The following is a 22,828-nucleotide window of genomic DNA, read 5'->3' as shown; positions in this document are numbered from 1 at the left end:
CATTCGACGCAGACAATAGATACGGCTCGACGAAGACCGTGTCAGGGCGTGCCCTGATCCTGCCCGTCGAAGCACCGGGTTTGAGTTGAAGTAGCCAATCAAAAAACGTTGCCGGCGGGGGCGTGATTCCGCCGGAGGGCGGAGCTTTGCCTAGAAAAATCGAGGGGCGGCTCCGGCGAAAACAGAAAAAGCGAGATGGAGGGGACGACATGACCTACAAGATTCATCGCAAACATTATCTGAAATCCGTCGGATTGCTCGCGCTCACCCTGGGCTGGGCCTATCCCGCGCTGGCGCAGCAGACGCCGGCTCCCGCGGCGGACGCTCAGGACGCCGCGGAAGAGTCGGATACCGGCGCCAGCGCACCCGATATCATCGTCACCGGATCCAGCATTCGCGGTGCACCCGCGGTCGGGTCCAACCTGATCAGCGTCGGCCGCGACGCGATCGAGGACAATGCGGTTCAGACCGTCCAGCAATTGCTCAAGACCGTGCCCGCGATCTGGGGCGGCAACGCGGCCGGCCAGGGCGGGTTCGCCGCCAATGATTCCGCAGGCGCATCGGTGCCGCAGATCCACGGCCTGGGCGGTTCGAACAGCTCCAGCACGCTGGTCGTGATCGACGGCCACCGCTTCCCGCTGACCGGCATCATCCGCAACCTGCCCGATCCCAACTTCATCCCGACCAATGCGATCGAACGCGTCGAGGTGCTGGCCGAGGGCGCATCGTCGATCTACGGTTCGGACGCCGTCGCCGGCGTGCTCAACTTCATCACCCGCCGCCGCTTCGAAGGGGTGGAAGCCAATGCCCAATATGGCTTTGGCGACGATTACAAGAACTGGAGCGCCAATATCGCACTCGGCCATCGCTGGGACAGCGGCGGCGGCGCGATCTTCTACAGCTATACCGATCGCGGCAATCTGCTCGGCGCGGATCGCCCGCTCACCCTGCCCGATCAGCGCGCGCGCGGCGGCGCCAACTTCGCCAATTTCAACTGCTCGCCCGCCAGCTTCCAGCCCACCGGCAGCTCGCTCATCTATCTGGCGCCTTACAAGACCGGCATTTCCAATGCCCAGGCCAATGCGCCATGCGAACAGGCGAGCTATACCGATCTTATCCCGCAGGAACGCCGTCATTCGGTGATGGTGAAGCTCGATCAGCAGGTCGGCGATCGCCTGTCGCTCAACGCCGACTTCGTCTTCTCGAGCCGCTCGAACATCCAGCGCAACTCGGTCACGATCGCGTCGAGCACCGGCGCCACCCCTGCCGCGCAGCTCATCACCGCCCAGGTCTTCGGCCCGGGCAGCGGTCGCGGCGGTCAGATCAATCCCTTCTTCGTCGCGCCGGACGGCACCAATGCGACAAGCGGCACGATCCGTTTCGACGCCAACGAACTGTTCCCGGAGGGCGCGCGCGCCAAGGGCGTCAGCGAAACCTTCTACGGCTATTTCAACGCCGAATATAAGCTCAGCGACAAATGGCGGCTCGGCGGCTTCGTCATGGCCGGCGTCAACACCGCCAAGACCACGATCACCGGCTCGCTCTGCCAAAGCTGCCTGTTGCTCGCGCTCAACGGCACCACCAACGCCAATGGCAACCTCACCCAGCCATCGATCCCCAATACCAACGTGCTCGTCACCAACGTGCCGCTGACGACGGCCAATGCCGTCGACGTCTGGAATCCGCGCGCCACCAACCGCACCTCGCCCGAAGTGCTCAAGCGCCTGCTCGACAGCCGCAATTACCAGGCGGCGCGCCAGGTGATCCAGCAGTACAATCTGAAGCTCGACGGTTCGCTGTTCGAACTGCCGGCGGGTGAAGTGAAGGTCGCGCTCGGCGCCGACATGACGAAGTACAAGATCGATACCGAAGTGGTGGAGCCCAACAATACCGGCCCCTCCAGCACCGGATCGAGCTTCAACGCCTTCCGCTATCTGCGCACCGTCAAATCGGCTTATGCCGAAGTGCTGATCCCGATCGTCTCGCCGGAGATGGAGGTGCCGTTCGCCCGGCGCATCGACGTCAACGTCTCCGGCCGCTACGATCATTACAGCGATTTCGGCAGCATCAAGAATCCGAAATTCGCCGCCACCTGGGAAGTCGTCGAAGGCCTGAAGATCCGCGCCAACTACGCGACCTCGTTCGTGGCGCCGCAATTCTCGACCTATGGTCCGGACGTGCTGAGCGGCATCGACGGCCGCAGTGTCGATACCTTCTTTGGCCCGCAGAACGGCACGCTCAACGTGCCGCTCGACAAATATCCGGAAGCGCGGGCGATCCCGGGCTGCAACGCCCCCGGCCAGACCACCTGCATCCTCGGCACCGCGACGATCGCGGGCATGCGCCTCGATGGCGCCAATCCCGACGTGAAGCCGGCCGAGGGCAAGACCTGGGCGATCGGCGCGGACTTCGCCCCGCGCTTCCTGCCCGGCCTCACCGCCAACCTGACCTATTGGCACACCACGCTGGAGGGGACGAGCGGATCGCCGCCGCTGTCGATCGTGATCAATTCGGACGCGTTCCACGATCTGCTGAAGATCTATCCGAACGGGGCGACCCCGGCCGAGATCGAGGCTTATCGCGGCGGCCGCCGCCAGCGCTCGCCGCTCAGCTCCGGCCCGATCTATTTCGGCCTCGATTTCCGCAACTACAATGTTTACACCGTCTACGTCGAAGGCATTGATTTCGATGTCCATTATCGCCACAGCTTCGACTGGGGCTCGATCCGCGGCGGCATCGCCGGCACCTACAAGACCAAGTTCGACCAGACGGCCGCTCCCGGCGAGCCGGTGTTCAGCGTGCTCAATCGCAACCGCTTCAACGGCACCTTCCCGTCGATCCGGACCGATCTGCGCGCCGATCTCAACGTCGATGTCGGCCCGGTCTCCGCGTCGGTCTTCGCCAACTATACGGGTGGCTTCACCTTCTGGGGCAGCACCGCGCTCAATCCGGTGACATCCTCGGGCGGCATCCCGAACGGCGGCGGCGACAAGGTCGGTTCCTACACCACCGTCGATCTCAACCTCACCTACAAGTTCGGCGACAGCCTGCCGGGTGAACCGAGCGTCTATGTCCAGGTCTCGAACCTGTTCGATACCTATCCGCCATTCGAGAATACGGCTCAGGGTTTCGACAATTTCGTCGGCTTCGTGCTTGGCCGCACCGTCAACGTCGGCCTCCGCATGAAGTTCTGAGCCGTACAGGGGCCGCGGCGGTTTTCCTTTCCCCCCGCCGCGGCCCGGTTTTCGGGATCATCGATCAGGAACCAGCGATCATGAAGAACGTGCTTGCACTTGCCGTCACCGCCCTTGTCGCCGCCGTATCGAGCGTGATCTGCGCTCGCCTCGGCATTCCGGTCTGGTCGATGTTCATCGGCTGGATCGCCTTCGTCGCCGGCGGCATGAGCGCCAGAACCGCCGCGCCAACCTTCGTCTGCGCGATCCTGGGGCTGGTGCTCGGTTTCGTCGGCGCATCGATCATCGGCGGCGGCGCCGCCGCGCTCGGTGGCGATATCGCCCTGTTGCTCGGCGTTTTCGTCATCGTATTCGCGGCGCTGCTCGCCCAGTTCGTTCCCTTCGCCAGCCTCGTCGTCTGCTATTTCATCGGGATGACCACCTTTTTCGCCTCGGGCCTCCCCCCGACGGCGCCGACGGCGCTGGTGCTGGGATCGGGGCTGCTCGCCGGCGTGCTGTCCGGGCTGCTCGCGGTCATCCTGTCGGGGGTGATCACGCGCGGCCCGGCGGCCGAGACCACATGATTCCGTTCAACTTCGCTTAAACTCGGATACACCATGATGGGCCCGAAAAGCGTTTAGACCAATAAGCGTTCAGGAGTGAGTGATGTCGACGGTGAAGCGTAAGGGCATTGTGGCCGGCGTCCTGATCGCGGGGATCGCGACCGCGACGATTTCGACCGGACTGAAGGCGCAGGATCCGAAGGAAGGCCCCGGCAAGGATCTGTTCGTCCAGCGCTGCCATACCTGTCACGAGCTCAATACGGTGACGGTCCAGCGCCTTTCGGGCAATGACTGGCGTGTGATCGTCGAACGGATGATCCAGAACGGCGCCCAGCTGACCGAGTCGGAAAGCGAACAGATCATCGCCTATCTGACCAAGATGTATGGGCCGGAACCCGCGCCGTCTTCGGCGTCCGCCCACTAATTGCAGAACCGGTCGGCAAGGACCGGACTCGATATGCCCGGCGGCCGCCACGGACCGCCCCGCCCGAACGAGGCCCATGCTTCGTCGACAGCGATGTCGCGTGCGCGAGGGCCGGAGACCAGAACGCGAGTTGAGGAGTGAAGTCGATGACCCTGGCAGTTCGAACACCCACCCCCGAGGATCGCCCTCGCCCACCGCTCTTCGCGAAGTCCGCCGGCACGCAGCCGGCACCGCATGCCGGCAGCGGCAATGTGATCCACACCGACAATCCCAGGCTCAGCTACGTCAATCCGAGCTTCATCGAAAAGATGAACACCCGTCTGCGCGCGCAGACCGCCGAATGCGTGATGGCCACCTTCGGCATCAGCGTGAACACCTGGCTGAAGATGCGCAAGGGCATGCCCATCCGCAAATCGGTGGCCGAACGGCTGGTGCGACGGATGAGCGCGGATCTGTAATCATCGGGATCGGCCCGTCGCGCCGCGACTTCCACGGCGGCGACGACAGCGATGACGGGCGATGACGGCGATATCGCTGCCACCGGGCCGGTTGCGGACGGGCCGGTTCTGGCGAAAGAGTCGATCATATTGTCGCCGGGACGCGTCTTCAGTCGCGGTTCTCCCCATCCTCAACGAAGTTCGGGCGGCCCTTGCCAAGAGTATCGGCCATATCCGGTCTCTCCCCGCTATTCGGTATTGCGGATATCCCAATATAGCGGGCGGCTGCTGTTCGCCGGCACAGTGATGGCCATGATATGCCGACCGTCGGAGATCATATGCCGGCCTGACGGCTTGCGCACCGCCCACACGGCACTATCGGCAAGGTCGATCTCGAGCGTGATCGCATGATTATTGGCGTTGCTCACCAGCGCATCGCGCATGTGCCATTGACCATCTGCCACGCCCCTATCTTCGGTTTCAGGTCCGCAGACCAGATAGACGCTGCGGGAGTTTGCCAGCGCGAGTTCCACGATCTGGCCTGAAGCATGGTCGCGGATCGACTGCTCGCCCAGCACCATCTCGCCAGCCGAAGTCGGTTCGAAAACCGCCACTTTTCCCGACGGCAGCGCCACGCCCAGCCCATGCGCCGCGTCGTTGCGCGTTCGCAGCCACAGCGCGACCGGGGAGAACCGGCCATCGTTCCCATCGCGGCTTTCCGGCCTGCATGCGCCGCGATGAAAAAGTGTCCCGTCGACCCTCGGCCGATCGAGAAAGGCCACCTGCTTCAGCGATTGCGCCGCGACCGTGACGGCTTCGGGGACGCGGTAGAGCTTCACATCGCCCAATGCCTCTTCGCGGGCCTTCATGGCGATCGCAGCGGAAGCGAGCGCCGCCACGCCGGACACCCGGCTGGCTGTGACGATAATTTCCCCATCCTCGTCCGCTTGCACGCGTGGAGCAGGATAGTGCACCGGCTCCGCCATTGTCGCACGCGCCGTGCTTCCCAGCGGATAGCAGGTCAGCCGGAGCGGCCTTGCCTCGAGCGGATCTGACAGGGAACGGAAATCGCGTTCGACATTGATCGTTCCGGCGACCGCCAACATCGTGGCGTCTGGAAAACTCTGTCCATTGTCATTGGCGATTGTGAGCCACGCGATCAGGCGGAGCTTCTGCCTGCCGGAACCGGGATTCTTCTCCAGCGTGGCCAGATAATTGGCCTGCCAATCGAACCCCGTCGCCAGATAGGTCAGGGTGATGCGATAGCTGCCGCCCTTTGGACTGTTGGTGTCGATCGAGAAGACAGGCTTGGCGGAAAGCCCGGCAGGCACGCTGTTGAACAGCAGTTTTTCCGGCAGGCCGGCGCAACGCACCGCCTCAAACCCTTCGCTGGTCTGCAAGACAAGCCCGCCATCGGCGCGGGTGCGGACGATGGCGTTCTCGGTTGTCGCCAGACCAGTCGCGGGATTGGTGCGGCTGATCGCGACCCGATTGCCCAGACTGCCGTCGATCAACGCGGCCGGGGAGAGCAGATCGCCGTTGCGGTTCTTCTCGATCACGCCGCCGGGCAGGCCGGTGACGATCGCGGTGACCGCGACCATGCCTTCCGCCACGCCCTCGAAACGGATCGTCGATGGTCCGGCGGGCAGGACGACGGTGCGGGTCTCGCTGATCATGGCGAAACCGTTCAGCGACGCGGAGGATAGCGTGGTCGGCAAGGGTCTCTCCGCGCGATCGGGATCGCGATAGACCGTGACCGACAGGCCTTAGGGCGACGATGCCGAAACGGTTTCGCGCGCGAGCACGGGTCCCGGCAACAGCAGCAGGACGAGCAGGATCAGCCGCGCCATCGGATCAGTACCGGCTCTCGAGGACGACGGTCAGTTCGGTGGCGCCATTGGCCGGCACCGGGACGTCCCATTTGCGCCTGTCGGAATCGACCTGCTCGCCGGTGACCGTCTCGCTAACGACGCGATAGTCCAGGCTCCACCAGCCCCGGTCCAGTCCCCCCTGGACCAGGCTGACCGTCACCGGCTGCGATTTGGCGTTGGTCAATTTGTAGCGCATCGTCGTGCGATAGAAGGTTCTGGGCCGATCCACGTCGATCTGGGTGACCATCACGCCGTCACGAACCACGCGGTAGCGTGCCGTGGCCTCCCACTCCGCGCCGGTGATCGCCTCGCGCTTCACCACATTGGCCTGGGCAAAGACATCGAAGGCGGCGCCGGTCGTCAGCAGCATGTCGCTTCCGGTTGGCGTATGCCCGATCGGGCTCTCGCCGATGAATTGTGGCGTGCCCTTGCTATCGCGCTGATAGAAACGGACGGTGCCGGCGGGGAGCGCGTCGCCCAGTCCACCCGCACGCGAGGTCGAAAAGGCGATCTGGCTCGATATATTGACCGGTGCGTTGTCGTTCTGCATCCAGCCGATCGTGCGGCCATAGACCTTGCGCGCCGACACCCCCGCGACATCCAGGAAACCCACCTGTTTGGTCTGGGCATTGGCGATCGTGGTGCGCCCGGCGATCGGATAGAGATAATAATCCCCCAATTGATCGCGACTGGTCTTTTCGGTTCCGGCCTTCACCATCCCGGATTGTCCGGGCTGGCGGTTATACTGATTGTATGAATTGCCATGGATGGCGTTGCCGGTGACCATGGGGCTCCCAGCCACCAATACGGTGCGGGCGTTCGCGAAACTGGTGCCGGTCTGGTTGGTGAGCGTGACCCAGCCCTGCATGTCGATCACGCCCTTCGCCTCGTCGTAAAGCGCAACGTAATCGGCGGTCCATCCCAGTCCCGGGGTAAGATAGCGGATCGAGGCCGGCCGCGGTCCGGCCCGGTCGCTCTGCACGGTTACCGACAGGGTCGGCCGCGCGCGCAGATTCGGGGGCACGCGATCGAAGATGGCACGGACCGGCAAGCCGTCGTCGCGCAGCACCTCGATATGATCGCCGACCCGAACGACGACCCCGCCGGCTGTCGAGAGCACGGTCGCCCGTTCGCGGGTTTCCACGCCGCTGGAGGGATTGGTGCGGACGAGGGTGATCGTCTGTCCGATTGCCTTTTGCATCAGGCTTCCGGGACTGAGCAGATCGAAGTCGAAATTCTGCTCGCTGATCGCGGCGCCAGCAGCGGCGAAGCTCAGCGTTTCCGGACGGATGCGGCTGGACACGTCCGGAAATTCGATCCGGTTCCGGCCCGCCGCTATGTTCAGGGTGCGCACATCCTGAATCAGGGCGAGATCGTTGTTGTAGATGGTGACCGCAACGTCGCCTTGCGCACTGGGGTCCTCGACCTCGGCCGCCGATGGGGTCTTGTCCTGCGCCAGCAGCAGAGTTGGGCAAAGCAGCGCGAAGCCGGTCAATCCGACAAGATGCCGATGGTGAAAACGGGGCATGAGAATCTCCCTGGTGACAGCGGCGTCATGATCCGCATGTCACTGGGACGCGCCGACTCCGGATATCCTTGGGAGCGATTTCAAAAGTTTTTCGGGAAGCCTCCACGCTGGTGTCGATCGTGGAAAAGGGACGAGCGACCGGGCCGAGAGCGTCGACAGGCCTTATTGAGAACTTATCGGCCTTTGCGCCCGGCACCATAATAGCGTCTAGAACGGCACTTCCTTGCCTTCGAAGTCGAACAGCTTGCCACTATCCGGCACCTTCAGTTCCTCGATCACGTCCAGCAACTGCAGCGCGGCACGCTCCGGGGTGAATAGCCGGCCGGCCTGCACATTGCCTTGGAATGGGCGGGACAATGCCGTGTCGACCGTTCCAGGATGCAGCCCGACGACGATTGCGCGATCGTTGCGGCGGCGCTCCTCGATCGCGAGGTTGCGCACCAGCATGTTGAGCGCAGCCTTCGAAGCGCGATAGCCGTGCCACCCGCCCAGCCGATTGTCGCCGATCGATCCGACGCGGGCCGACAATGCCGCGAACACCACGCGCCCGGTCCTGGGCATGATCGGCAGGAAATGTTTCGCCACAAGCGCGGGGCCGATCGCATTGACGGCATAGACCTGGGCAAGCCAGCTCGGATCCAGATCGCCCAACGCCTTTTCCGGGCCGCCAGCTTCCGAATGCAGCAGGCCGGTCGCGACGATCACCAGCCGGAGTTCGGGGCCGGCACCGGCATGCGCGGCCGCGGCGGCGATGCTGGCCTCGTCGAGCAGATCGAGATGTTGCACCCCGCTTCGCGAACGGGCGAAGCCGTGAACCGCCTCGAACGTGCCTTCCTCGATCAGTGCCGCTTCGATCGCCCCGCCAATTCCGCCGGAAGCCCCGATGACGACCGCGGAGCTGCCCGCCTCCCTGCTCATATATGGATCTCGACGTCGTTCGCAGCCATCATCTTCTCCGCTTGGCTGTTGTGCTTCATATCCGCTGCAAGCGGCGCGATACTATGAACGGCTGCGATCGGGAACCGCCAAGCTCGGCGGGAATCGGCGCGACACTGCCTGGCGCCTGCCCTTTCCGGCGGACCTGGCTTTCCTCCACCCCTCTATTGAGGCAATGGCGAGCCGGATTTGGGAGAGTGTGATGAGCAATCCGTCAAAGGCATGGGATGGTGAGCAGGTCCGGACATGGCTGGAGCGCCGGTTCGAGGCGTCGAAACTCGATCAGGCGGCGGCGGACAGGCGCGGCTACGATGCGCGGGACGATTATGACAAGGCGGCGGCCGAGGAAAGGGTCTGCCGCGCGCTGAAAGGCGCGGATTGCACAAACGCGCAAGCCGCCTTCGCCGCCCGTCTCAAGGAACTGATCGCCCAGGACGACTATCGGGCGACGGGCATCCATGACGATGCACGGTTCGAACGGCATGTTCGCGGCCAGCTCAGGACGCTCGCAAAGATGACGAAGGCGAATGAGGGGTTCGAGAAGACGCTACGCTATCAGTGAGTATAGGCGACCGATCAGCTAAACAGCCTCGTTCAACTCCGCCGTTTTAGGGACGAGCGCCCTGATCATCCCCTTCTGCCCGCCCATTGGCCTCCCGCGCACGCGCGAATGCCGATACGAAGGGCTCCATCGGCGTGATCCGCAGCGCCGGACGTTTCGACAAATCGTCCCACACATGTTCGTCACCCAGATGCGGTAGCGGATCGATCGCCGCGCCATTGGCGCGCATCTCGAAATGCAGATGGCTGCCGGTCGATCGCCCCGTCGATCCCATCAGCGCGATCACCTGCCCCTGTCGCACCATCGCGCGCTCGCCCACCAATATCCGGGAAAGATGCGCGTAGCGCGTGCGGATGCCGTTCGGATGGGCGATCTCGATCATGTTGCCATAACCGCCGGCGCTGCCGGCATAGCGCACCTCGCCATCGGCCGAGGCGAGCACGGGCGTCCCCAATGGCGCGGGAATATCGACGCCCGCATGCCGTGCATATCCCCCACGCAGCGGATCGTTGCGGAGGCCGAAACGCGACGACAGGCGCGGCAAATCGGACGAACGCGAGCGCGGCGCCTCCACCTTCGGCGCGATTGCGGGCGCAGATACGGGTTTGGTCGCAGGTGCTGCGGACCAGTCCATCATGCGCTGGCGAAAGGCCTGGCTGTCCCCGGCGGGAAGCCCTGTGGCCGGCGATCCGGCATGTGCGAAATCGGGAGATTTCTGCGGTTCATCGGCAAAGGCCGGCGTCGCGACGCTCAGGCCTATCGCGATCGTCATGGGCACGCGAAACACATGCATCGGGGCTTTACGCTTCAGCATGGGGGCAGGCCTTTACAGCATCGTGCGGAAAAGCGGGAGCCGGTTTTCCGCAAAATCGGCGTCCCGCGAGTGCATCGACGAAAAATGAACGGACGATTGCGGGATCATTGTCGGCGCGCCGTCTTAGTGTCGATCAGTAACCGAGTATCGCAAGGGAGACCGCCTTGACACCCACCGAACGCCGCATGCTCGACATGCTCAAGAAAGGCCGCGATCGCCATGGCATCGTCGCGGTCAAGGCCGAGTTCGAAGCGGAGGGCACCCGCCCCGACGAATTCCTGCGACTGCTCGAACTGGCGCATCGCGCCGATCTGAAGGTGGCGCTCAAGATCGGCGGTTGCGAGGCGATTTCCGATCTTCAGGCGTCGAAGCTCTATGGCGTCGATTACATCATCGCCCCGATGGTCGAGACCGCCTATGCGCTCACCAAGTTCGTCGAGGCGAAGACGAAGACGCATGGCGACACCGGCCATGCCACCCAGTTCCTGTTCAACCTGGAAACCGAAGCGACGCTGCGCAATCTCGAGGAGATCCTGCCCGTCGCCCGCGCCGGCGTCGACGGCGTCGTCTTCGGCCGCGTCGATTTCACGCTGTCGCGCGGATTGCCGCGCAAGGCGATCAATGAACGCGAGATCACCGATGCCGTGCTGAAGGTCGCGCGCGCCTGCGCCGATGCCGATCTGGAACTGGTCGTGGGCGGCTCGGTCGCGCCCGAAGCGCTGCCGGCGCTCCGCGAGATCCGGCAGGTCCGTCTCGATCGCTTCGAAACGCGCAAGATCGTCTTCGACGGCGCCGTCGTCGAGACGAGCGGCTATGACGCCGCCGTCGCCACCGCGATCGCCTTCGAACTCGACTGGCTGGAGAACAAGCGCGACTATTATCGCGAGATCGCCGAGGAAGACGGCGCGCGCATCCGCATGATGCGCGAGCGTTCGGCCACCCGCGCGACGCTCTCCAGCGTCGCGGCCTGACCGAACCATGGCCGGGGGCATGCCGCCTCCGGCCAGCCTTTCGAAATCCTGCCGTGAGCCCGCCCTTGCCCTTCTCCATCCTGCACGATCGCGTGCCGGCGCTGCTGCGCGACGTCGCCGCAACCGTGATCATGCCGCGTTTCCGCATGCTCGCCTCCGAAGACATCGTCGAGAAATCGCCCGGCGAGATCGTAACCCTCGCCGATCGGGAGGCCGAATTGCGCCTCTATGACGGGTTCGACGCGCTCGGGCTCGACGCGCGGATCGTGGGCGAGGAGGCCGTGGCGGAAAATCCCGGCCTGCTGCGCGGCATCGGCGAAGGCCGGGTCTGGCTGATCGATCCGCTGGACGGCACCGCCAATTTCGCGGCGGGGCGCGAACCCTTCGGCTTGATGGTCGCGTTGATCGAGGATGGCGTGCCCGTCGCCGGCTGGCTCTACGATCCGGTGAACGGCAGGATGTGCGTCGCGCAGCGCGGCGCCGGCGCCCGCTGCAACGACGTGCTTGTCCGTGCGCGTCCGACCGGGCACAACCGGCCGATCGCGGCGCTGGCGACCCAGTTCATGAGCCCTGATCTGCGTGCGCATATCCACGCCCGCGCCGCACGCCGGCTCGATCTGGTGCCGATCCCGCGCTGCGCCGCCGAACATTATCCCAGGCTCTGCCTCGGCCAGAACGATGTCGCGCTCTTCCAGCGGACCCTGCCCTGGGATCATGCGGCGGGCGTGCTCTTCCTCACCGAAGCGGGCGGCCATGCCACCCGCTGGGACGGCAGCACCTACCGCGTCGGCGACGGCAAGGCGGGGCTGCTCGCGGCTTCCAATCCCGGCCTGTGGGCGCGCGCGGCCGATGTGCTGCTGGGCGCCGAACTCGGCCTCAATCAACTGGAACAGCGCGCGGCATGATCCCGATCACATCTTCCATGCGGCATCGCCTGCTGATCGGCGGCGCCTGCGCGGCGCTGCTGCTGCCGGCCGACACCACCGCGCAATTCGCCTCTCCCGTCGCAAGCGGCGCGCAACAGGCGGGCGGCGGCGCTGCATCCAGCGGACGCAGCGCGGCGGCCGGCCAGGTGGCCTTGCCCCCGGCCGATCAAAGCCCGAGCTTCCAGCCTGCGATCATCGAGGGCCAGGCGCCTCCGCCGTCGCGCGACGCCGCCGATCCGTCGGTCGCCGGCCCGGCCGATGCGAAGCAGAAGCCGCCCCGCCCGCCCGCGCCGCCCAGCGAGTATGAGGTTTTCGTTTCCGATATCGTCGGCAAGCCGCTCCGCCGTTTCGGCGCCGAACTGCTCGTGCCCGATGCGCGCGATTTCACCGCGCCGCCGACGACCAGCCTGCCCGCCGATTACCGTCTCAATCCCGGTGACGAACTGGTGCTCGGGCTCACCGGATCGGTGCAGGCGTCGAACCTGCGCCTGATCATCGACAGCGAAGGCCGGATCTTCGTGCCCCGCGTCGGCGCGATCACCGTCGGCGGCGTGCGCTATGGCGATGTGCAGGGCGTCATCGCCCGCCAGGTCTCACGCCAATATCGCGGCTTCGATCTGGAGGTGACGGTCGGGCGGCTGCGCGGCATCACCGTCTATGTCACCGGCTTCGCCGCCACTCCCGGCTCCTATACGGTCAGCAGCCTGTCCACCCTGGTCAACGCGGTGCTCGCCGCGGGCGGCCCGTCGGCGGGCGGCAGCTTCCGCTCGATCCAGTTGCGCCGGAACGGCAAGCTGGTCTCGGACTTCGATCTCTACGATCTGCTGCTGAAGGGCGACAAGAGCGGAGACGCCGCGCTTCAGAATGGCGACGTCATCTATGTGGCGCCCGCCGGCGCGCAGGTCGCGGTGATCGGCAGCGTCAATCGGGAGGCGATCTTCGAGGTCGGCGCCGGCGAGACGCTGAACGACGCGGTGCTCTATGCCGGCGGCATCAACACCGTCGCCGACGGCAGCCGCCTGATGGTGCTGGATTCACTCGGTCAGCGCGACGCGGGCTGGCAGCAGCTTTCCGCCGAGGAAGCGGGCAAGCGCCACGCCAGCCGGGGCGACATCGTCCGCGTGCTTTCCAATGTCGGCATCGCCCGCCCGCTCCAGCAGCAATCGGTGCTCGTCACGATCGGTGGCGAAGTAGCGAAGCCCGGCCGCTATTATTTCACGCCCGGCACCCGGCTGGCCGATGTCGTCAATCAGGCTGGCGGCCTGACGCACGACGCCTTCCCCTATGCCAGCGTGATCACCCGCGAAAGCGTCAAGCAGCAGCAGCGCGTCAGCTTCGATCGCGCGATCCGCGATCTGGAACTGCTGCTGACCGCGCAGCCCGTCACCTCGGTCAACCGCGCCCAGCTCAGCAATCCCGCCAATCTGGCGCTTGTCCGCTCGGTCGTCGATCAGCTCCGCGAACGCGAGCCCGACGGTCGGCTGGTCTTCGATCTGCCGGTGACCGCAGCCACCCTGCCCGAGGATCTCGTGCTGGAGAACAACGATTCCATCTATGTGCCGGCCCGGCCGGTGACAGTGGGCGTGTTCGGCGCGGTGCCGAGCCCCGCCTCCTTCGCCTATCGCCAGGGAGCGACCATCGGCGACTTCGTCCGTGCGGCCGGCGGCGTGCAGAAACTGGGCGACAAGAGCGAGATCTTCATCGTGCGCGCCAACGGCACTGTGCTCGCGCCGCATGGCCGCCGCGCGATGAGCGAGCGCGCGCTGCCCGGCGATCTCGTCTTCGTGCCGATCGATGCGGATCGCGGCGAATTCTGGGCGCGCGTGCGCGATATCACCGGCAGCCTGTTCGGCGGGCTCGCCGGCGCCGCCACCATCAAGACGCTCGCGGAATGAGCCGCCCCCTTGAGTTCTGGCGCTCGGCGACCGATCTGGTCGCCGACGATCGCCGCCGCCGCATCGGCTATGCCGTGCTCGCACTACTGCTCGCCTTGCTGTGCATATTCCCGCAGCCCTATGTCGCGCGCGCCAAGGTGACGCCGCAGGACAATAACAGCGTCGGGCTGGGATCGATGCTCAATGCGGTCGGCGGGCAATTGCAGAGCTTCGCCTCGCTGTTCGGCGGCGCGAAGCAGCCCATCGATTTCTATCTGGCGGTCGGCCGCAGCGCCGAGGTGACCGACGACGTCATCCGCCGGCTCAAGCTGGTCGGCCCCTCCGCCGACTATGCGACGGCGGCCGATGCCCGCATCGCCCTGGCGCGCAAGGTCGACATCCATTCGCTGACGGGCGGCATGATCGAGATCGAGACGCGCACGCACGATCCCGAACGCTCGCAGGCGCTGACCAAGGCCTATGTCGGTGCGATCAGCGATCGGATCATCGCGCTGGGCCGCGACCGGATCGCGCGCAAGCGCCAGATCGTGCTCGAACGGTTCGAGGAAGCGGGCGACCGCGTGGTGAAGGCCGAAGCGGCGCTCAACGCCTTCCGCCGGCGCAACAATCTGGCCGAACCCGAAGCGCAGCTCGGGTCCGCGCTGGCGCTGCGCACCGGGCTGGAGGCGCGGCTCCAGGCCAAGCTCGTCGAACTCCAGACGCTGCAGCGTTTCCAGGGCGCGGAAAATCCACAGCTTCAGGCCGTCCAGTCCGAAGTCGCTTCGCTGCGCGCACAGATTTCGCGCACGGTGCAGCCCGGCCCGGGCGCCGCCGGCCCCAACGTCGCCGGATTGTCCGAGATTTCGGGCGAATATCTCGATCGCTATCGTGACTATCGTTTCGCCCAGGCGCTCTACGAAGTCTATGCGCGCTCGTCGGAGGAAGTCGCGGTCGAGACGCTCGCGGCGGAAACCGCGTCGGACGTGCAGGTTGTCGAAGCGCCGCATCTCGATGCCGGCCGACATTACAACGTGCCCGCCGTCGCGCTGCTGCTGCTGCTGCTGGTCGGCATCTTCTTCACGGAGATTTACGCGCCGTCCACCGGCATCGCGCTGTTCCGCCGGCGTCCCCCGGCGGACGCCGGGCAATGACCGGCGCCGCCCCCCCGGCGGCGGACGCGGCCGAACTCTCCCCCGAACTCTCTATCGTCATTCCCTGCTATAATGAGGAGGAGAATGTCCGCGCGATCTGCGCCGCCGTCACGGCGGAAGCCGATATCCATGCGCGCTCGCACGAGATCATCCTGATCGACAACGGGTCGACCGATCGCACGCGCGACCTGATGCGCGCGCTGTGCGCAGCGGATCCGCGCATCCGTGCGATCTTCAACAACCGCAATTACGGCCAGATGCGATCGCCCACCTACGCCATCTATCAGGCGGAGGGGGCGGCGGTGATCGGCATGTGCGCCGATTTCCAGGATCCACCCGCGCTGATCGGCGACATGGTCCGCCAATGGCGCGCCGGCGCGCAGGTGGTGCTGGGCCAGCGCCGGTCCGAACCGGCATCCATGCTGCTGACCGCCGCGCGCCGCTGGGGCTATCGCCTGCTGCGCCGCTTCGCCGATTATCCGATCGTGCCGGGCGCGACCGGCTTCGGCCTGTTCGATCGCACCGTCGTCGACGCGCTGGCTGCCTGGAACGAGCCCGAGCCCTTTTTCCGTGGCATGGTGATCGAAAGCGGCTTCCGTCTCGCCGTGGTGCCGTTCGACCGCCCGCCGCGCGCGGCGGGCGAGACCAAGAACAATCTCGCTACGCTCGCCTCTTTCGCGCTGTCCGGCCTGGCGGGCTCCGCCAAATCGCTGCTGCGCATGCCGATCCTGCTGTCGCTCTACGCGGGCGCGGTGGCGCTGCTGCTGCTCGCCGGCGCGACCGGCGCGGCGCTGTTCGCCGGTCCGGCCTGGCCGCTGTTCGGCTTCGCCACCGCATTCGGCATGTTCGCGGTGCTGCTGCTCTTCCTCGGCCTGATCGGTGAACAGGTCCGCATGCTCGCCGAACGGACGCGCAACGTGCCGCTGGTGATCGAGGAGGAACGGCTGAACTTCCCGAAAGGGCGCGAACGCCCCGCCGCGCGCACCATCGTCCAGCCGGTCGCGGCGGCGCGGCCGTGACCATGCGCCGCCGTCCGGCAAGGCTGATCGCATTGCTGCCGGAGGTCGCGCTGGCGATCGCGGTGGTGGCGAGCGTCTGCTGGACCGCATCGCTCTTCCTCGATCGCGGCTTCCTGCCCCAGCCGTTCGTCTTCGATACCAACGACACCTTCATGGACTGGTTCAACACCGCCTATTGGGCGAACCATCCGGGAGCCTATGATGTGTGGCGGACCATCTATCCGCCGCTCTCCTTCGTCTTCCTCGACATGTTCAGCATGCCGGGCTGCTATCTCCAGTCGTCCTTCCATGCCCGCGATTGCGACTGGTTCGCGCGCGGCACGATCTTCGCCTTCTATCTGATCGACATCGCCCTGGTCTGGATCAGCCTGCGCCGCACCGATCCCCGCACCGCGCCGTTCCGCACCGTTGCTTTCGCGCTGGGCCTGCCGTTGCTCTTCACGCTGGAGCGCGGCAATCTGATCCTCGTCGCCTTCGCCTTCTTCGTGATCGCGCATGGCCGCATCACCCGGTCGCGCCGCTGGCGCGCCGTCTCGATGGCGATGACGATCAACTTCAAACCCTATCTGCTGCTGCCCGTGCTCGCGCTCGCGGTGAAGCGCAACTGGCGGCGGCTTGAAGCCGCCGGCCTCGCCACCGTCGCGCTCTATCTTGCCACCCTCGCCATCGTCGGCGGCGGCACGCCGATGGAATTGGCCTCCAACACCGCCAACTGGGTGATCTTCCAGGGCGGGCAGGTGTGGAACGAGGTCCATTATTCGACCAGCTACGCGCCGCTGCTGCAGGTGCGCATGTCGCAGATCCCGATCCTCAGCTTCGTGCCGTCGCGCACCGTGGAAGCGATCGAGACGATCGTGCCGATCGTCATCCGCGCCAGCCAGGCGCTCACCCTGCTCTGCCTGGCCGGCGCCTGGCTGCAGCCGCGCGCGCTGCCGCTTCACCGCATCTCCATCCTGATGCTCGCCGCCTATCTCGTCACCCAGTCGCCCGGCGGCTACACCCAGACCTTCCTGCTGTTCCTCGTCTTCATGGAGCGCTGGCGCGGCCCCGGCCCGATCATCGCGATCGTCTGCGCCTATCTGCTGTGCATCGCTGCCGATTGGCCCTTGTCGACGATCCTCGACGTATCGGCGAACTCCTGGCTCGGCGAACGGCCGGTCACCGCCAGTTTCGGCCTGGCGATCGGCCATTTCGTCCGCCCCGGCCTGATCGTGCTGCTGCTCTGGGCGCTCGCGCTCGACAGTCTCGCCCGCGTGATCCGCGCACATCGCTCCGAACGCCCCTCGCTCGGCCTCACACCGGTAACCGCATGACCATCGAACGCGATCTCGACGCCATCTACGCCACATTGGCGCCGCTCTGGCCGCGCCTGGCGGGCGCGCGCATCTTCATGACCGGCGGGACCGGCTTTATCGGCCGCTGGATGCTGGAGGCGCTGCGCGATGCCGACCGTCGCCTTGACCTCGGCATCGACATCACCGTCCTCAGCCGCGATCCCGCCGCCTTCGCCACCCGCGCGCCGCATCTCGCCGCCTTTTGCCGCATGCTGCCCGGCGACATTCTCGACCACCCCGGCACCGGCGGCACCTTCACCCATGTCATCCACGCCGCCACCGACGCCAGCGCCGCCCTCAACCGCGACGATCCGCGCCGGATGTTCGACACCATCGTCTCCGGTACCCGCCGCGCGCTCGACCTGGCCGTGGCGAACGATGCCCGCCTACTCTTCCTCAGCTCGGGCGCGGTCTATGGCATCCAGCCCTGGGATCTCACCCATGTCGGCGAGGACTGGATGGGCGGCCCCGACCCCCGTGATCCCCGCTCCGCCTATGGCGAGGGCAAGCGTGCGGCGGAGATGCTCTGCGCCATCCATGGCAAGCAGTTCGGGCTCGATATCGTCAATGCCCGCATCTTCGCGCTGCTCGGGCCGCTGCTGTCGCTCGACATCCATTTCGCCGCGGGCAATTTCATCCGCGACGCGCTCGCCGGCCGCAAGCTGGTGATCGAAAGCGACGGGCGGGCGGTCCGATCCTATCTCTACGCCGCCGATCTCGCCGCCTGGCTCTGGACGCTGCTAATCGCGGGCAAGCCCGGCGCAGCCTATAATATGGGATCCGAAGACGCGATCTCGATCGCCGACCTCGCGCGGCGCGTCGATGCGCTGCTCGGCGGCGGCGGCGTCGAGATCCTCGGCAAGCCCGATCCCGGCTGGAACGCCGGCCGCTATGTGCCCTCGACCGCGCTGATCCGCCGCGAACTCGGCGTCGCGCCGACGGTCGACCTCGATGAAGCGATCCGCCGCACGGCGATCTGGAACGGATGGAAACCATGACCAAGACGATAAAGCTCTCCGCCTGGGTGGCGGACCGGCTGGCCGAACATGGCGTGCGCCATGTCTTCATGCTGACGGGCGGCGGCGCGATGCACCTCAACCATTCGCTCGGCACGCATGAAGGGCTGGAGACGATCTTCACCCATCACGAACAGGCGCTGGCGATGGCGGCGGAGGCCTATTACCGGCTGACCAATCGCCTGCCCGTGGTCAACGTTACCTCGGGGCCCGGCGGCACCAATGCGATCACCGGCGTCTACGGCGCCTATGTCGATTCGATCGGCATGCTCGTGATTTCAGGCCAGGTGAAGATCGAGACGACGGTGCGATCGACCGGTCTGTCCCTGCGCCAATATGGAGATCAGGAGCTCGATATCGAGGAACTGGTGCGCCCGATCACCAAATATGCGGTGATGGTCACCGATCCGCGATCGATCCGCTACCATCTCGAAAAGGCGCTGTATCTGGCGACCAGCGGCCGCCCCGGCCCATGCTGGCTCGACATTCCGCTCGATGTGCAGGCCGCGAAGATCGATCCCGACGACCTTCTGCCCGGCTTCGATCCCGCCGAGCTCGACGAGCCCTGGAAGCGGACCGATCTCGCCGCGACGGCGGACACGATCCTGGAGAAACTGCGCCAGGCCGAACGGCCGGTGGTGTTCGCGGGCGCCGGCGTACGATTGAGCGGCGCCCATGCCGATTTCCTGCGGCTGATCGAGAAACTGGGCGTGCCTGTCGTCACCGGCTGGAACGCGCACGACACGCTGTGGAACGATCACCCGCTCTATGCCGGCCGGCCCGGCACGGTCGGCGATCGCGGCGGCAATATGGTGACGCAAAGCGCGGACCTGCTGCTGATCCTCGGCAGCCGGCTCAATATCCGTCAGGTGAGCTACAACTGGTCGAGCTTCGCGCGCGAAGCCTACAAGATCTGGGTCGATATCGATCCGCTCGAACTGCAAAAACCCAATGTCTCGCCCGATATGCCGGTGGTCGCCGATCTCGCGGAGCTGATCCCCGCGCTGCTGGCCGCCGGGCATGAGGGCCCGACACCCGCGCAAAGCGAATGGCTGGGCTGGGCGCGCGAACGCGTGCGGCGCTTTCCGACCGTGCTTCCCGAATATCGCAGCCACGGCCCCGTCCTGCATCCCTATGCCGCGATGGACGCGCTGTTCGCCGCGCTGGACGAAGACGACATCATCGTCACCGGCAATGGCAGCGCCTGCGTCGTCAGTTTCCAGGTGGCGGAGATCAAGCGCGGCCAGCGGCTATGGACCAATTCCGGCTGCGCGACGATGGGTTACGACCTACCCGCCGCGATCGGCGTCTGCGCGGCGACGGGCAATCACCAGCGCGTCATCTGCATCGCGGGCGACGGCAGCATCATGATGAACCTGCAGGAGATGCAGACGATCGCCGGCTACGCGCTGCCGGTAAAGGTCTTCCTGATCAACAACAACGGCTATGTCTCGATCTTCCAGACGCATCGCAACTTCTTCAACGGCGTCGAAGTGGGCGGCGGCCCCAAGAGCAACGTGACCTTCCCCGATTTCGGCAAGGTCGCCCACGCCTTCGGCTTCGCCTATCACCGCGCCGAAACGCGGGACGAACTGACCGCCGCGATCGCCGCGACGCTGGCCGAGGACGGGCCGGTGGTGTGCGAGATCATGGTCGACGAACATGTCGCCTTCGCGCCCAAGCTCGGCGCCAAGCAGCATCCCGACGGGCGCATCACCTCCCCCGCGCTCGAAGACCTTTCGCCCTTCCTGCCGCGCGAGGTGCTGCGCGAGAACATGGCGATCGACCTGCTGGATGACGCATGACGCTGCGCGACACCCTCACCCGGGGCGGTCAGCGCCCGCTGCGCTTCGTGATCGCCGGCGCGGCGAACACCGCCTTCGGCCTGGCGATCTATCCGCTGCTGCTGTGGAGCGTACCCGCGCTCCACACCCATTATATGATCGCGCTCGGCATCGCCCAGGCGGTCAGTCTGTGCTTTGCCTTCGCCACCTACAAGCTCGGCGTATTCCGCACGCGGGGCAATGTGGCGCGCGAATTCGGGGCGTTTTCCGGCTTCTACCTGGTCAACTATGCCGCGAACTGGCTGGCGCTGCCGCTGCTCGTCGAAGCCGGCGGCCTGCCCCCGGTGATCGCCCAGCTCGGCTTCACCCTCATCCTGATCGTCGGCAGCTATTTCTGGCACAGCCGCGTCACGTTCCGGCCAACGACCAGACCGACAGGCGACCGTACATGACCCGATCCGATTTCATGCAGCGCCCCTGCCCGATCTGCGGCGCGACCGCCACGCACGAGGAAGTGCGCAGCGATGAACGCGCCGAGACGATGACGCTCGACGCGCTTCGCCCCTTCTGGTCTGGCCTGTTCAAGAAGAAGCTCTTCTTCTCCTATCATCGCTGCGCCGATTGCGGACTGCTCTATGCCCCCATCTTTTTCGACGGGCCGCAACTCGCCGATCTCTATGCCCGGATGGCGCCGAACATGGAGGTGGTTTCGAGCGACGCGATCGCCGCCACCCAGCGCGGCTATTTCGAACGCGCCGCGCGCCAGGGCCTGTCGCGTGGCGGATATCTGGAGATCGGCCCCGATATCGGCCACATCGCGGCCGCAGCCGCGAGACATGGCGATTTCGGCCATTTCTGGCTGTTCGAACCCAATCGCGCGATCCATGACACGCTGCGCGCCGCGACCGCGGGGCGACCGACGACATTGCTCACCGACATGGACGACCTGTCGGCGGTGCCCGACGGATCGATCGGCCTGGCGGTGATGGTGCATGTGCTCGACCATCTGCTCGATCCGCTGGCGATGCTGACGCAGCTTCGCGCGAAGCTGCGTCCCGGCGGCACGCTGATGATCGTGACGCACAACGAGAAATCGCTGCTCAGGACGCTCATGGGCGTGCGTTGGCCGCCCTTCTGCCTGCAGCACCCCGAACTCTACAATCCGGATGTCATGGCCAATCTGCTGACGCGAGCGGGCTATGCCGACATCGCGGTCGAGCGCAGCGTGAACCATTTCCCGATCGACTTCCTGGCACGCCAGGCGGCGTGGACGGTGGGACTGAAGCTCGATCGCGTACCGCTGCCGAGCCGGGCCATCGGCCTCAGGCTCGGCAACATCATCACCGTCGCGACCGCTCCCGGTCAGGCAGCGGCCGCACGGGCCTCGAAAAGCCTGGAGACGGCAGCATAGTCCGCGATCTGCGACAGCGTAACCGCGCGTGCATCCCCGCCCGCGCCGATCGCCTTGTGCCATGTCACGATCCAGTCGATCGCGCCTTCGAGCGTGAGCGCGGGGCGCCAGCCGAGCGCCGCGCGCGCCTTGGAGCAATCGAGACGCAGCAGCCCCGCCTCGTGCGGGCGCGGGCCGGTATCCGCGAGCGGACCACCCGCCCCGTCCCCCCAGGCGGCGCGCATCCGATCGACGATCCACGATACCGGGCGCGCATCGTCGTCGGCGGGGCCGAAATTCCAGGCATCGGCGAACTGCGCCTCTCCACCCAGCAAACGGTCCGCGATCAGCAGATAGCCGCCCAGCGCCTCCAGCACATGCTGCCAGGGCCGCACCGCCTCGGGCGAACGGATCAGCGGCGCCGCGCCCGCCTCGAAAGCGCGCACCAGATCGGGCAGCAGGCGATCCGCCGCCCAGTCGCCCCCGCCGATGACGTTGCCGGCGCGCACCGATGCGACCGCCGGCCCCGCCCCCTGGAAGAAGGAACGGCGATAGGCGGCGACGACGAGTTCCGCGCACCCCTTGGAACTGCTGTACGGATCATGCCCGCCCATCGGGTCATTCTCGCGATAGGGCCAGATCCATTCGCGATTCTCATAGCATTTGTCGCTGGTCACGCAGACCACCGCCGCGACGCCCGGCACCGTGCGCGCCGCTTCCAGCACATGCACCGTGCCCATGACATTGGTCGCATAGGTTTCGACCGGCTCCTCATAGGAGAGGCGGACGAGCGGCTGCGCGGCGAGATGGAAGATCACCTCCGGCCGGGCATCCTCGACCACCTTCCGCACCGCCGCCGCATCGCGGACGTCACCCTCGACATGATCGATGAGTTCACCGATCCGCGCGGCTTCGAACAGGCTCGGCCGCGTCGGCGGCGGCAGCGCGAAGCCCGTCACCTTCGCGCCGAGCGCGTGCAGCCACAGGCTGAGCCAGCTTCCCTTGAACCCGCTATGCCCCGTCACCAGCACGCGGCGGCCATGCCAGTCGCCCAT

At 66.0% G+C, this 22,828-nt stretch carries 21 protein-coding genes; 16 read left to right on the top strand and 5 right to left on the bottom strand.

The genetic code is table 11. The annotated features are described in order from the left end of the window. Window positions 1-209 precede the first annotated feature (209 nt). The 4 genes from K7G82_RS00480 to K7G82_RS00465 all read left to right on the top strand — a co-directional run bounded on the left by K7G82_RS00480 (window position 210) and on the right by K7G82_RS00465 (window position 4,618). Complete coding sequence (locus K7G82_RS00480) at window positions 210-3,194, top strand: TonB-dependent receptor domain-containing protein (protein ID WP_222987859.1); 2,985 nt, start codon at window positions 210-212, stop codon at window positions 3,192-3,194. 80 nt (window positions 3,195-3,274) lie between these two features. After that, on the top strand, window positions 3,275-3,757 hold the full coding sequence (locus K7G82_RS00475) for a DUF1097 domain-containing protein (protein WP_222987858.1): 483 nt from the start codon (window positions 3,275-3,277) through the stop codon (window positions 3,755-3,757). A gap of 82 nt (window positions 3,758-3,839) precedes the next feature. Further along, a complete protein-coding gene (locus K7G82_RS00470; RefSeq protein WP_222987857.1) occupies window positions 3,840-4,160 on the top strand; it encodes a hypothetical protein in 321 nt (106 codons plus the stop codon). Between the two features lie 146 nt (window positions 4,161-4,306). After that, window positions 4,307-4,618: a hypothetical protein gene (locus K7G82_RS00465; protein ID WP_222988395.1), complete on the top strand. Its 312-nt coding sequence runs from the start codon at window positions 4,307-4,309 to the stop codon at window positions 4,616-4,618. 227 nt (window positions 4,619-4,845) lie between these two features. Here the strand turns inward: K7G82_RS00465 and K7G82_RS00460 are convergent, their stop codons facing one another. After that, the gene (locus K7G82_RS00460; protein WP_222987856.1) at window positions 4,846-5,997 is read right to left on the bottom strand and encodes a DUF4139 domain-containing protein; all 1,152 of its coding nucleotides are present in this window, start codon (window positions 5,995-5,997) and stop codon (window positions 4,846-4,848) included. Between the two features lie 31 nt (window positions 5,998-6,028). Between K7G82_RS00460 and K7G82_RS00455 the strand changes: the two genes are divergently transcribed. After that, on the top strand, window positions 6,029-6,346 hold the full coding sequence (locus K7G82_RS00455; protein ID WP_222987855.1) for a hypothetical protein: 318 nt from the start codon (window positions 6,029-6,031) through the stop codon (window positions 6,344-6,346). A 105-nt stretch (window positions 6,347-6,451) separates the two neighbouring features. On the opposite strand, the gene K7G82_RS00450 is transcribed toward K7G82_RS00455, so the two are convergent. Together K7G82_RS00450 and K7G82_RS00445 are read right to left on the bottom strand one after the other, a co-directional pair. Then, complete coding sequence (locus K7G82_RS00450) at window positions 6,452-7,996, bottom strand: DUF4139 domain-containing protein (protein ID WP_222987854.1); 1,545 nt, start codon at window positions 7,994-7,996, stop codon at window positions 6,452-6,454. Between the two features lie 207 nt (window positions 7,997-8,203). Further along, window positions 8,204-8,914 carry an SDR family NAD(P)-dependent oxidoreductase gene (locus tag K7G82_RS00445; RefSeq protein WP_222987853.1) on the bottom strand — a complete coding sequence of 237 codons (711 nt, stop codon included), beginning with the start codon at window positions 8,912-8,914 and terminating at the stop codon, window positions 8,204-8,206. Between the two features lie 220 nt (window positions 8,915-9,134). On the opposite strand from K7G82_RS00445, the gene K7G82_RS00440 reads away from it, so the two are divergent. After that, complete coding sequence (locus tag K7G82_RS00440) at window positions 9,135-9,494, top strand: hypothetical protein (protein ID WP_222987852.1); 360 nt, start codon at window positions 9,135-9,137, stop codon at window positions 9,492-9,494. Window positions 9,495-9,540: 46 nt separating this feature from the next. Here K7G82_RS00440 and K7G82_RS00435 read toward each other — a convergent pair whose 3' ends face one another. Then, window positions 9,541-10,266, bottom strand: a complete 726-nt coding sequence (locus K7G82_RS00435) for a M23 family metallopeptidase (RefSeq protein ID WP_246623157.1) — start codon at window positions 10,264-10,266, stop codon at window positions 9,541-9,543. Between the two features lie 206 nt (window positions 10,267-10,472). Here K7G82_RS00435 and K7G82_RS00430 point away from each other — a divergent pair, with 206 nt between their 5' ends. From K7G82_RS00430 to K7G82_RS00385, 10 genes are read left to right on the top strand one after another with little or no spacing between them, the layout of a single operon-like run. Beyond that, entirely contained in the window at window positions 10,473-11,279 is an 807-nt protein-coding gene (locus tag K7G82_RS00430; protein WP_246623156.1) for an aldolase/citrate lyase family protein, read from the top strand. Window positions 11,280-11,332: 53 nt separating this feature from the next. Further along, complete coding sequence (locus K7G82_RS00425; protein ID WP_343228493.1) at window positions 11,333-12,184, top strand: inositol monophosphatase family protein; 852 nt, start codon at window positions 11,333-11,335, stop codon at window positions 12,182-12,184. Beyond that, entirely contained in the window at window positions 12,181-14,100 is a 1,920-nt protein-coding gene (locus K7G82_RS00420) for a polysaccharide biosynthesis/export family protein (RefSeq protein ID WP_222987850.1), read from the top strand. Before K7G82_RS00425 ends, K7G82_RS00420 begins: the two co-directional genes overlap by 4 nt. Further along, window positions 14,097-15,230: a capsule biosynthesis protein gene (locus K7G82_RS00415; protein WP_222987849.1), complete on the top strand. Its 1,134-nt coding sequence runs from the start codon at window positions 14,097-14,099 to the stop codon at window positions 15,228-15,230. The genes K7G82_RS00420 and K7G82_RS00415 overlap by 4 nt, the downstream gene beginning before the upstream one ends. Continuing rightward, window positions 15,227-16,249, top strand: coding sequence for a glycosyltransferase family 2 protein (locus K7G82_RS00410; RefSeq protein WP_222987848.1), 1,023 nt, complete (start codon window positions 15,227-15,229; stop codon window positions 16,247-16,249). The genes K7G82_RS00415 and K7G82_RS00410 overlap by 4 nt, the downstream gene beginning before the upstream one ends. A 2-nt stretch (window positions 16,250-16,251) precedes the next feature. Further along, the gene (locus tag K7G82_RS00405; RefSeq protein ID WP_222988352.1) at window positions 16,252-17,562 is read left to right on the top strand and encodes a hypothetical protein; all 1,311 of its coding nucleotides are present in this window, start codon (window positions 16,252-16,254) and stop codon (window positions 17,560-17,562) included. Then, on the top strand, window positions 17,559-18,581 hold the full coding sequence (locus tag K7G82_RS00400) for an NAD-dependent epimerase/dehydratase family protein (RefSeq protein ID WP_222987847.1): 1,023 nt from the start codon (window positions 17,559-17,561) through the stop codon (window positions 18,579-18,581). Before K7G82_RS00405 ends, K7G82_RS00400 begins: the two co-directional genes overlap by 4 nt. Further along, the gene (locus K7G82_RS00395) at window positions 18,578-20,404 is read left to right on the top strand and encodes a thiamine pyrophosphate-binding protein (RefSeq protein ID WP_246623155.1); all 1,827 of its coding nucleotides are present in this window, start codon (window positions 18,578-18,580) and stop codon (window positions 20,402-20,404) included. The genes K7G82_RS00400 and K7G82_RS00395 overlap by 4 nt, the downstream gene beginning before the upstream one ends. Beyond that, window positions 20,401-20,835: a GtrA family protein gene (locus tag K7G82_RS00390; RefSeq protein ID WP_222987845.1), complete on the top strand. Its 435-nt coding sequence runs from the start codon at window positions 20,401-20,403 to the stop codon at window positions 20,833-20,835. Before K7G82_RS00395 ends, K7G82_RS00390 begins: the two co-directional genes overlap by 4 nt. Next, window positions 20,832-21,794, top strand: a complete 963-nt coding sequence (locus K7G82_RS00385; protein ID WP_222987844.1) for a class I SAM-dependent methyltransferase — start codon at window positions 20,832-20,834, stop codon at window positions 21,792-21,794. Before K7G82_RS00390 ends, K7G82_RS00385 begins: the two co-directional genes overlap by 4 nt. On the opposite strand, the gene rfbG is transcribed toward K7G82_RS00385, so the two are convergent. Next, on the bottom strand, window positions 21,746-22,828 hold the full coding sequence (rfbG, locus tag K7G82_RS00380; RefSeq protein ID WP_246623191.1) for a CDP-glucose 4,6-dehydratase: 1,083 nt from the start codon (window positions 22,826-22,828) through the stop codon (window positions 21,746-21,748). The genes K7G82_RS00385 and rfbG overlap by 49 nt on opposite strands.

The sequence above is a fragment of the Sphingomonas colocasiae genome (assembly GCF_019880585.1).
Taxonomy (GTDB): domain Bacteria; phylum Pseudomonadota; class Alphaproteobacteria; order Sphingomonadales; family Sphingomonadaceae; genus Sphingobium_A; species Sphingobium_A colocasiae.
This window is presented reverse-complemented; position numbering and strand designations above follow the sequence as displayed.

What these genes read in the sequence shown, in the direction of transcription:
- K7G82_RS00385 (WP_222987844.1), top strand. Translation starts at nt 20,832, where the DNA reads ATGACCCGATCCGATTTCATGCAGCGCCCCTGCCCGATCTGCGGCGCG.
- K7G82_RS00465 (WP_222988395.1), top strand. Translation starts at nt 4,307, where the DNA reads ATGACCCTGGCAGTTCGAACACCCACCCCCGAGGATCGCCCTCGCCCA.
- K7G82_RS00440 (WP_222987852.1), top strand. Translation starts at nt 9,135, where the DNA reads ATGAGCAATCCGTCAAAGGCATGGGATGGTGAGCAGGTCCGGACATGG.
- K7G82_RS00470 (WP_222987857.1), top strand. Translation starts at nt 3,840, where the DNA reads ATGTCGACGGTGAAGCGTAAGGGCATTGTGGCCGGCGTCCTGATCGCG.
- K7G82_RS00400 (WP_222987847.1), top strand. Translation starts at nt 17,559, where the DNA reads ATGACCATCGAACGCGATCTCGACGCCATCTACGCCACATTGGCGCCG.
- K7G82_RS00420 (WP_222987850.1), top strand. Translation starts at nt 12,181, where the DNA reads ATGATCCCGATCACATCTTCCATGCGGCATCGCCTGCTGATCGGCGGC.
- K7G82_RS00410 (WP_222987848.1), top strand. Translation starts at nt 15,227, where the DNA reads ATGACCGGCGCCGCCCCCCCGGCGGCGGACGCGGCCGAACTCTCCCCC.
- K7G82_RS00405 (WP_222988352.1), top strand. Translation starts at nt 16,252, where the DNA reads ATGCGCCGCCGTCCGGCAAGGCTGATCGCATTGCTGCCGGAGGTCGCG.
- K7G82_RS00390 (WP_222987845.1), top strand. Translation starts at nt 20,401, where the DNA reads ATGACGCTGCGCGACACCCTCACCCGGGGCGGTCAGCGCCCGCTGCGC.
- K7G82_RS00415 (WP_222987849.1), top strand. Translation starts at nt 14,097, where the DNA reads ATGAGCCGCCCCCTTGAGTTCTGGCGCTCGGCGACCGATCTGGTCGCC.
- K7G82_RS00450 (WP_222987854.1), bottom strand. Translation starts at nt 7,996, where the DNA reads ATGCCCCGTTTTCACCATCGGCATCTTGTCGGATTGACCGGCTTCGCG.
- K7G82_RS00445 (WP_222987853.1), bottom strand. Translation starts at nt 8,914, where the DNA reads ATGAGCAGGGAGGCGGGCAGCTCCGCGGTCGTCATCGGGGCTTCCGGC.
- K7G82_RS00475 (WP_222987858.1), top strand. Translation starts at nt 3,275, where the DNA reads ATGAAGAACGTGCTTGCACTTGCCGTCACCGCCCTTGTCGCCGCCGTA.
- K7G82_RS00455 (WP_222987855.1), top strand. Translation starts at nt 6,029, where the DNA reads ATGGCGTTCTCGGTTGTCGCCAGACCAGTCGCGGGATTGGTGCGGCTG.
- K7G82_RS00435 (WP_246623157.1), bottom strand. Translation starts at nt 10,266, where the DNA reads ATGACGATCGCGATAGGCCTGAGCGTCGCGACGCCGGCCTTTGCCGAT.
- K7G82_RS00480 (WP_222987859.1), top strand. Translation starts at nt 210, where the DNA reads ATGACCTACAAGATTCATCGCAAACATTATCTGAAATCCGTCGGATTG.
- K7G82_RS00395 (WP_246623155.1), top strand. Translation starts at nt 18,578, where the DNA reads ATGACCAAGACGATAAAGCTCTCCGCCTGGGTGGCGGACCGGCTGGCC.
- rfbG (WP_246623191.1), bottom strand. Translation starts at nt 22,828, where the DNA reads ATGGGCGACTGGCATGGCCGCCGCGTGCTGGTGACGGGGCATAGCGGG.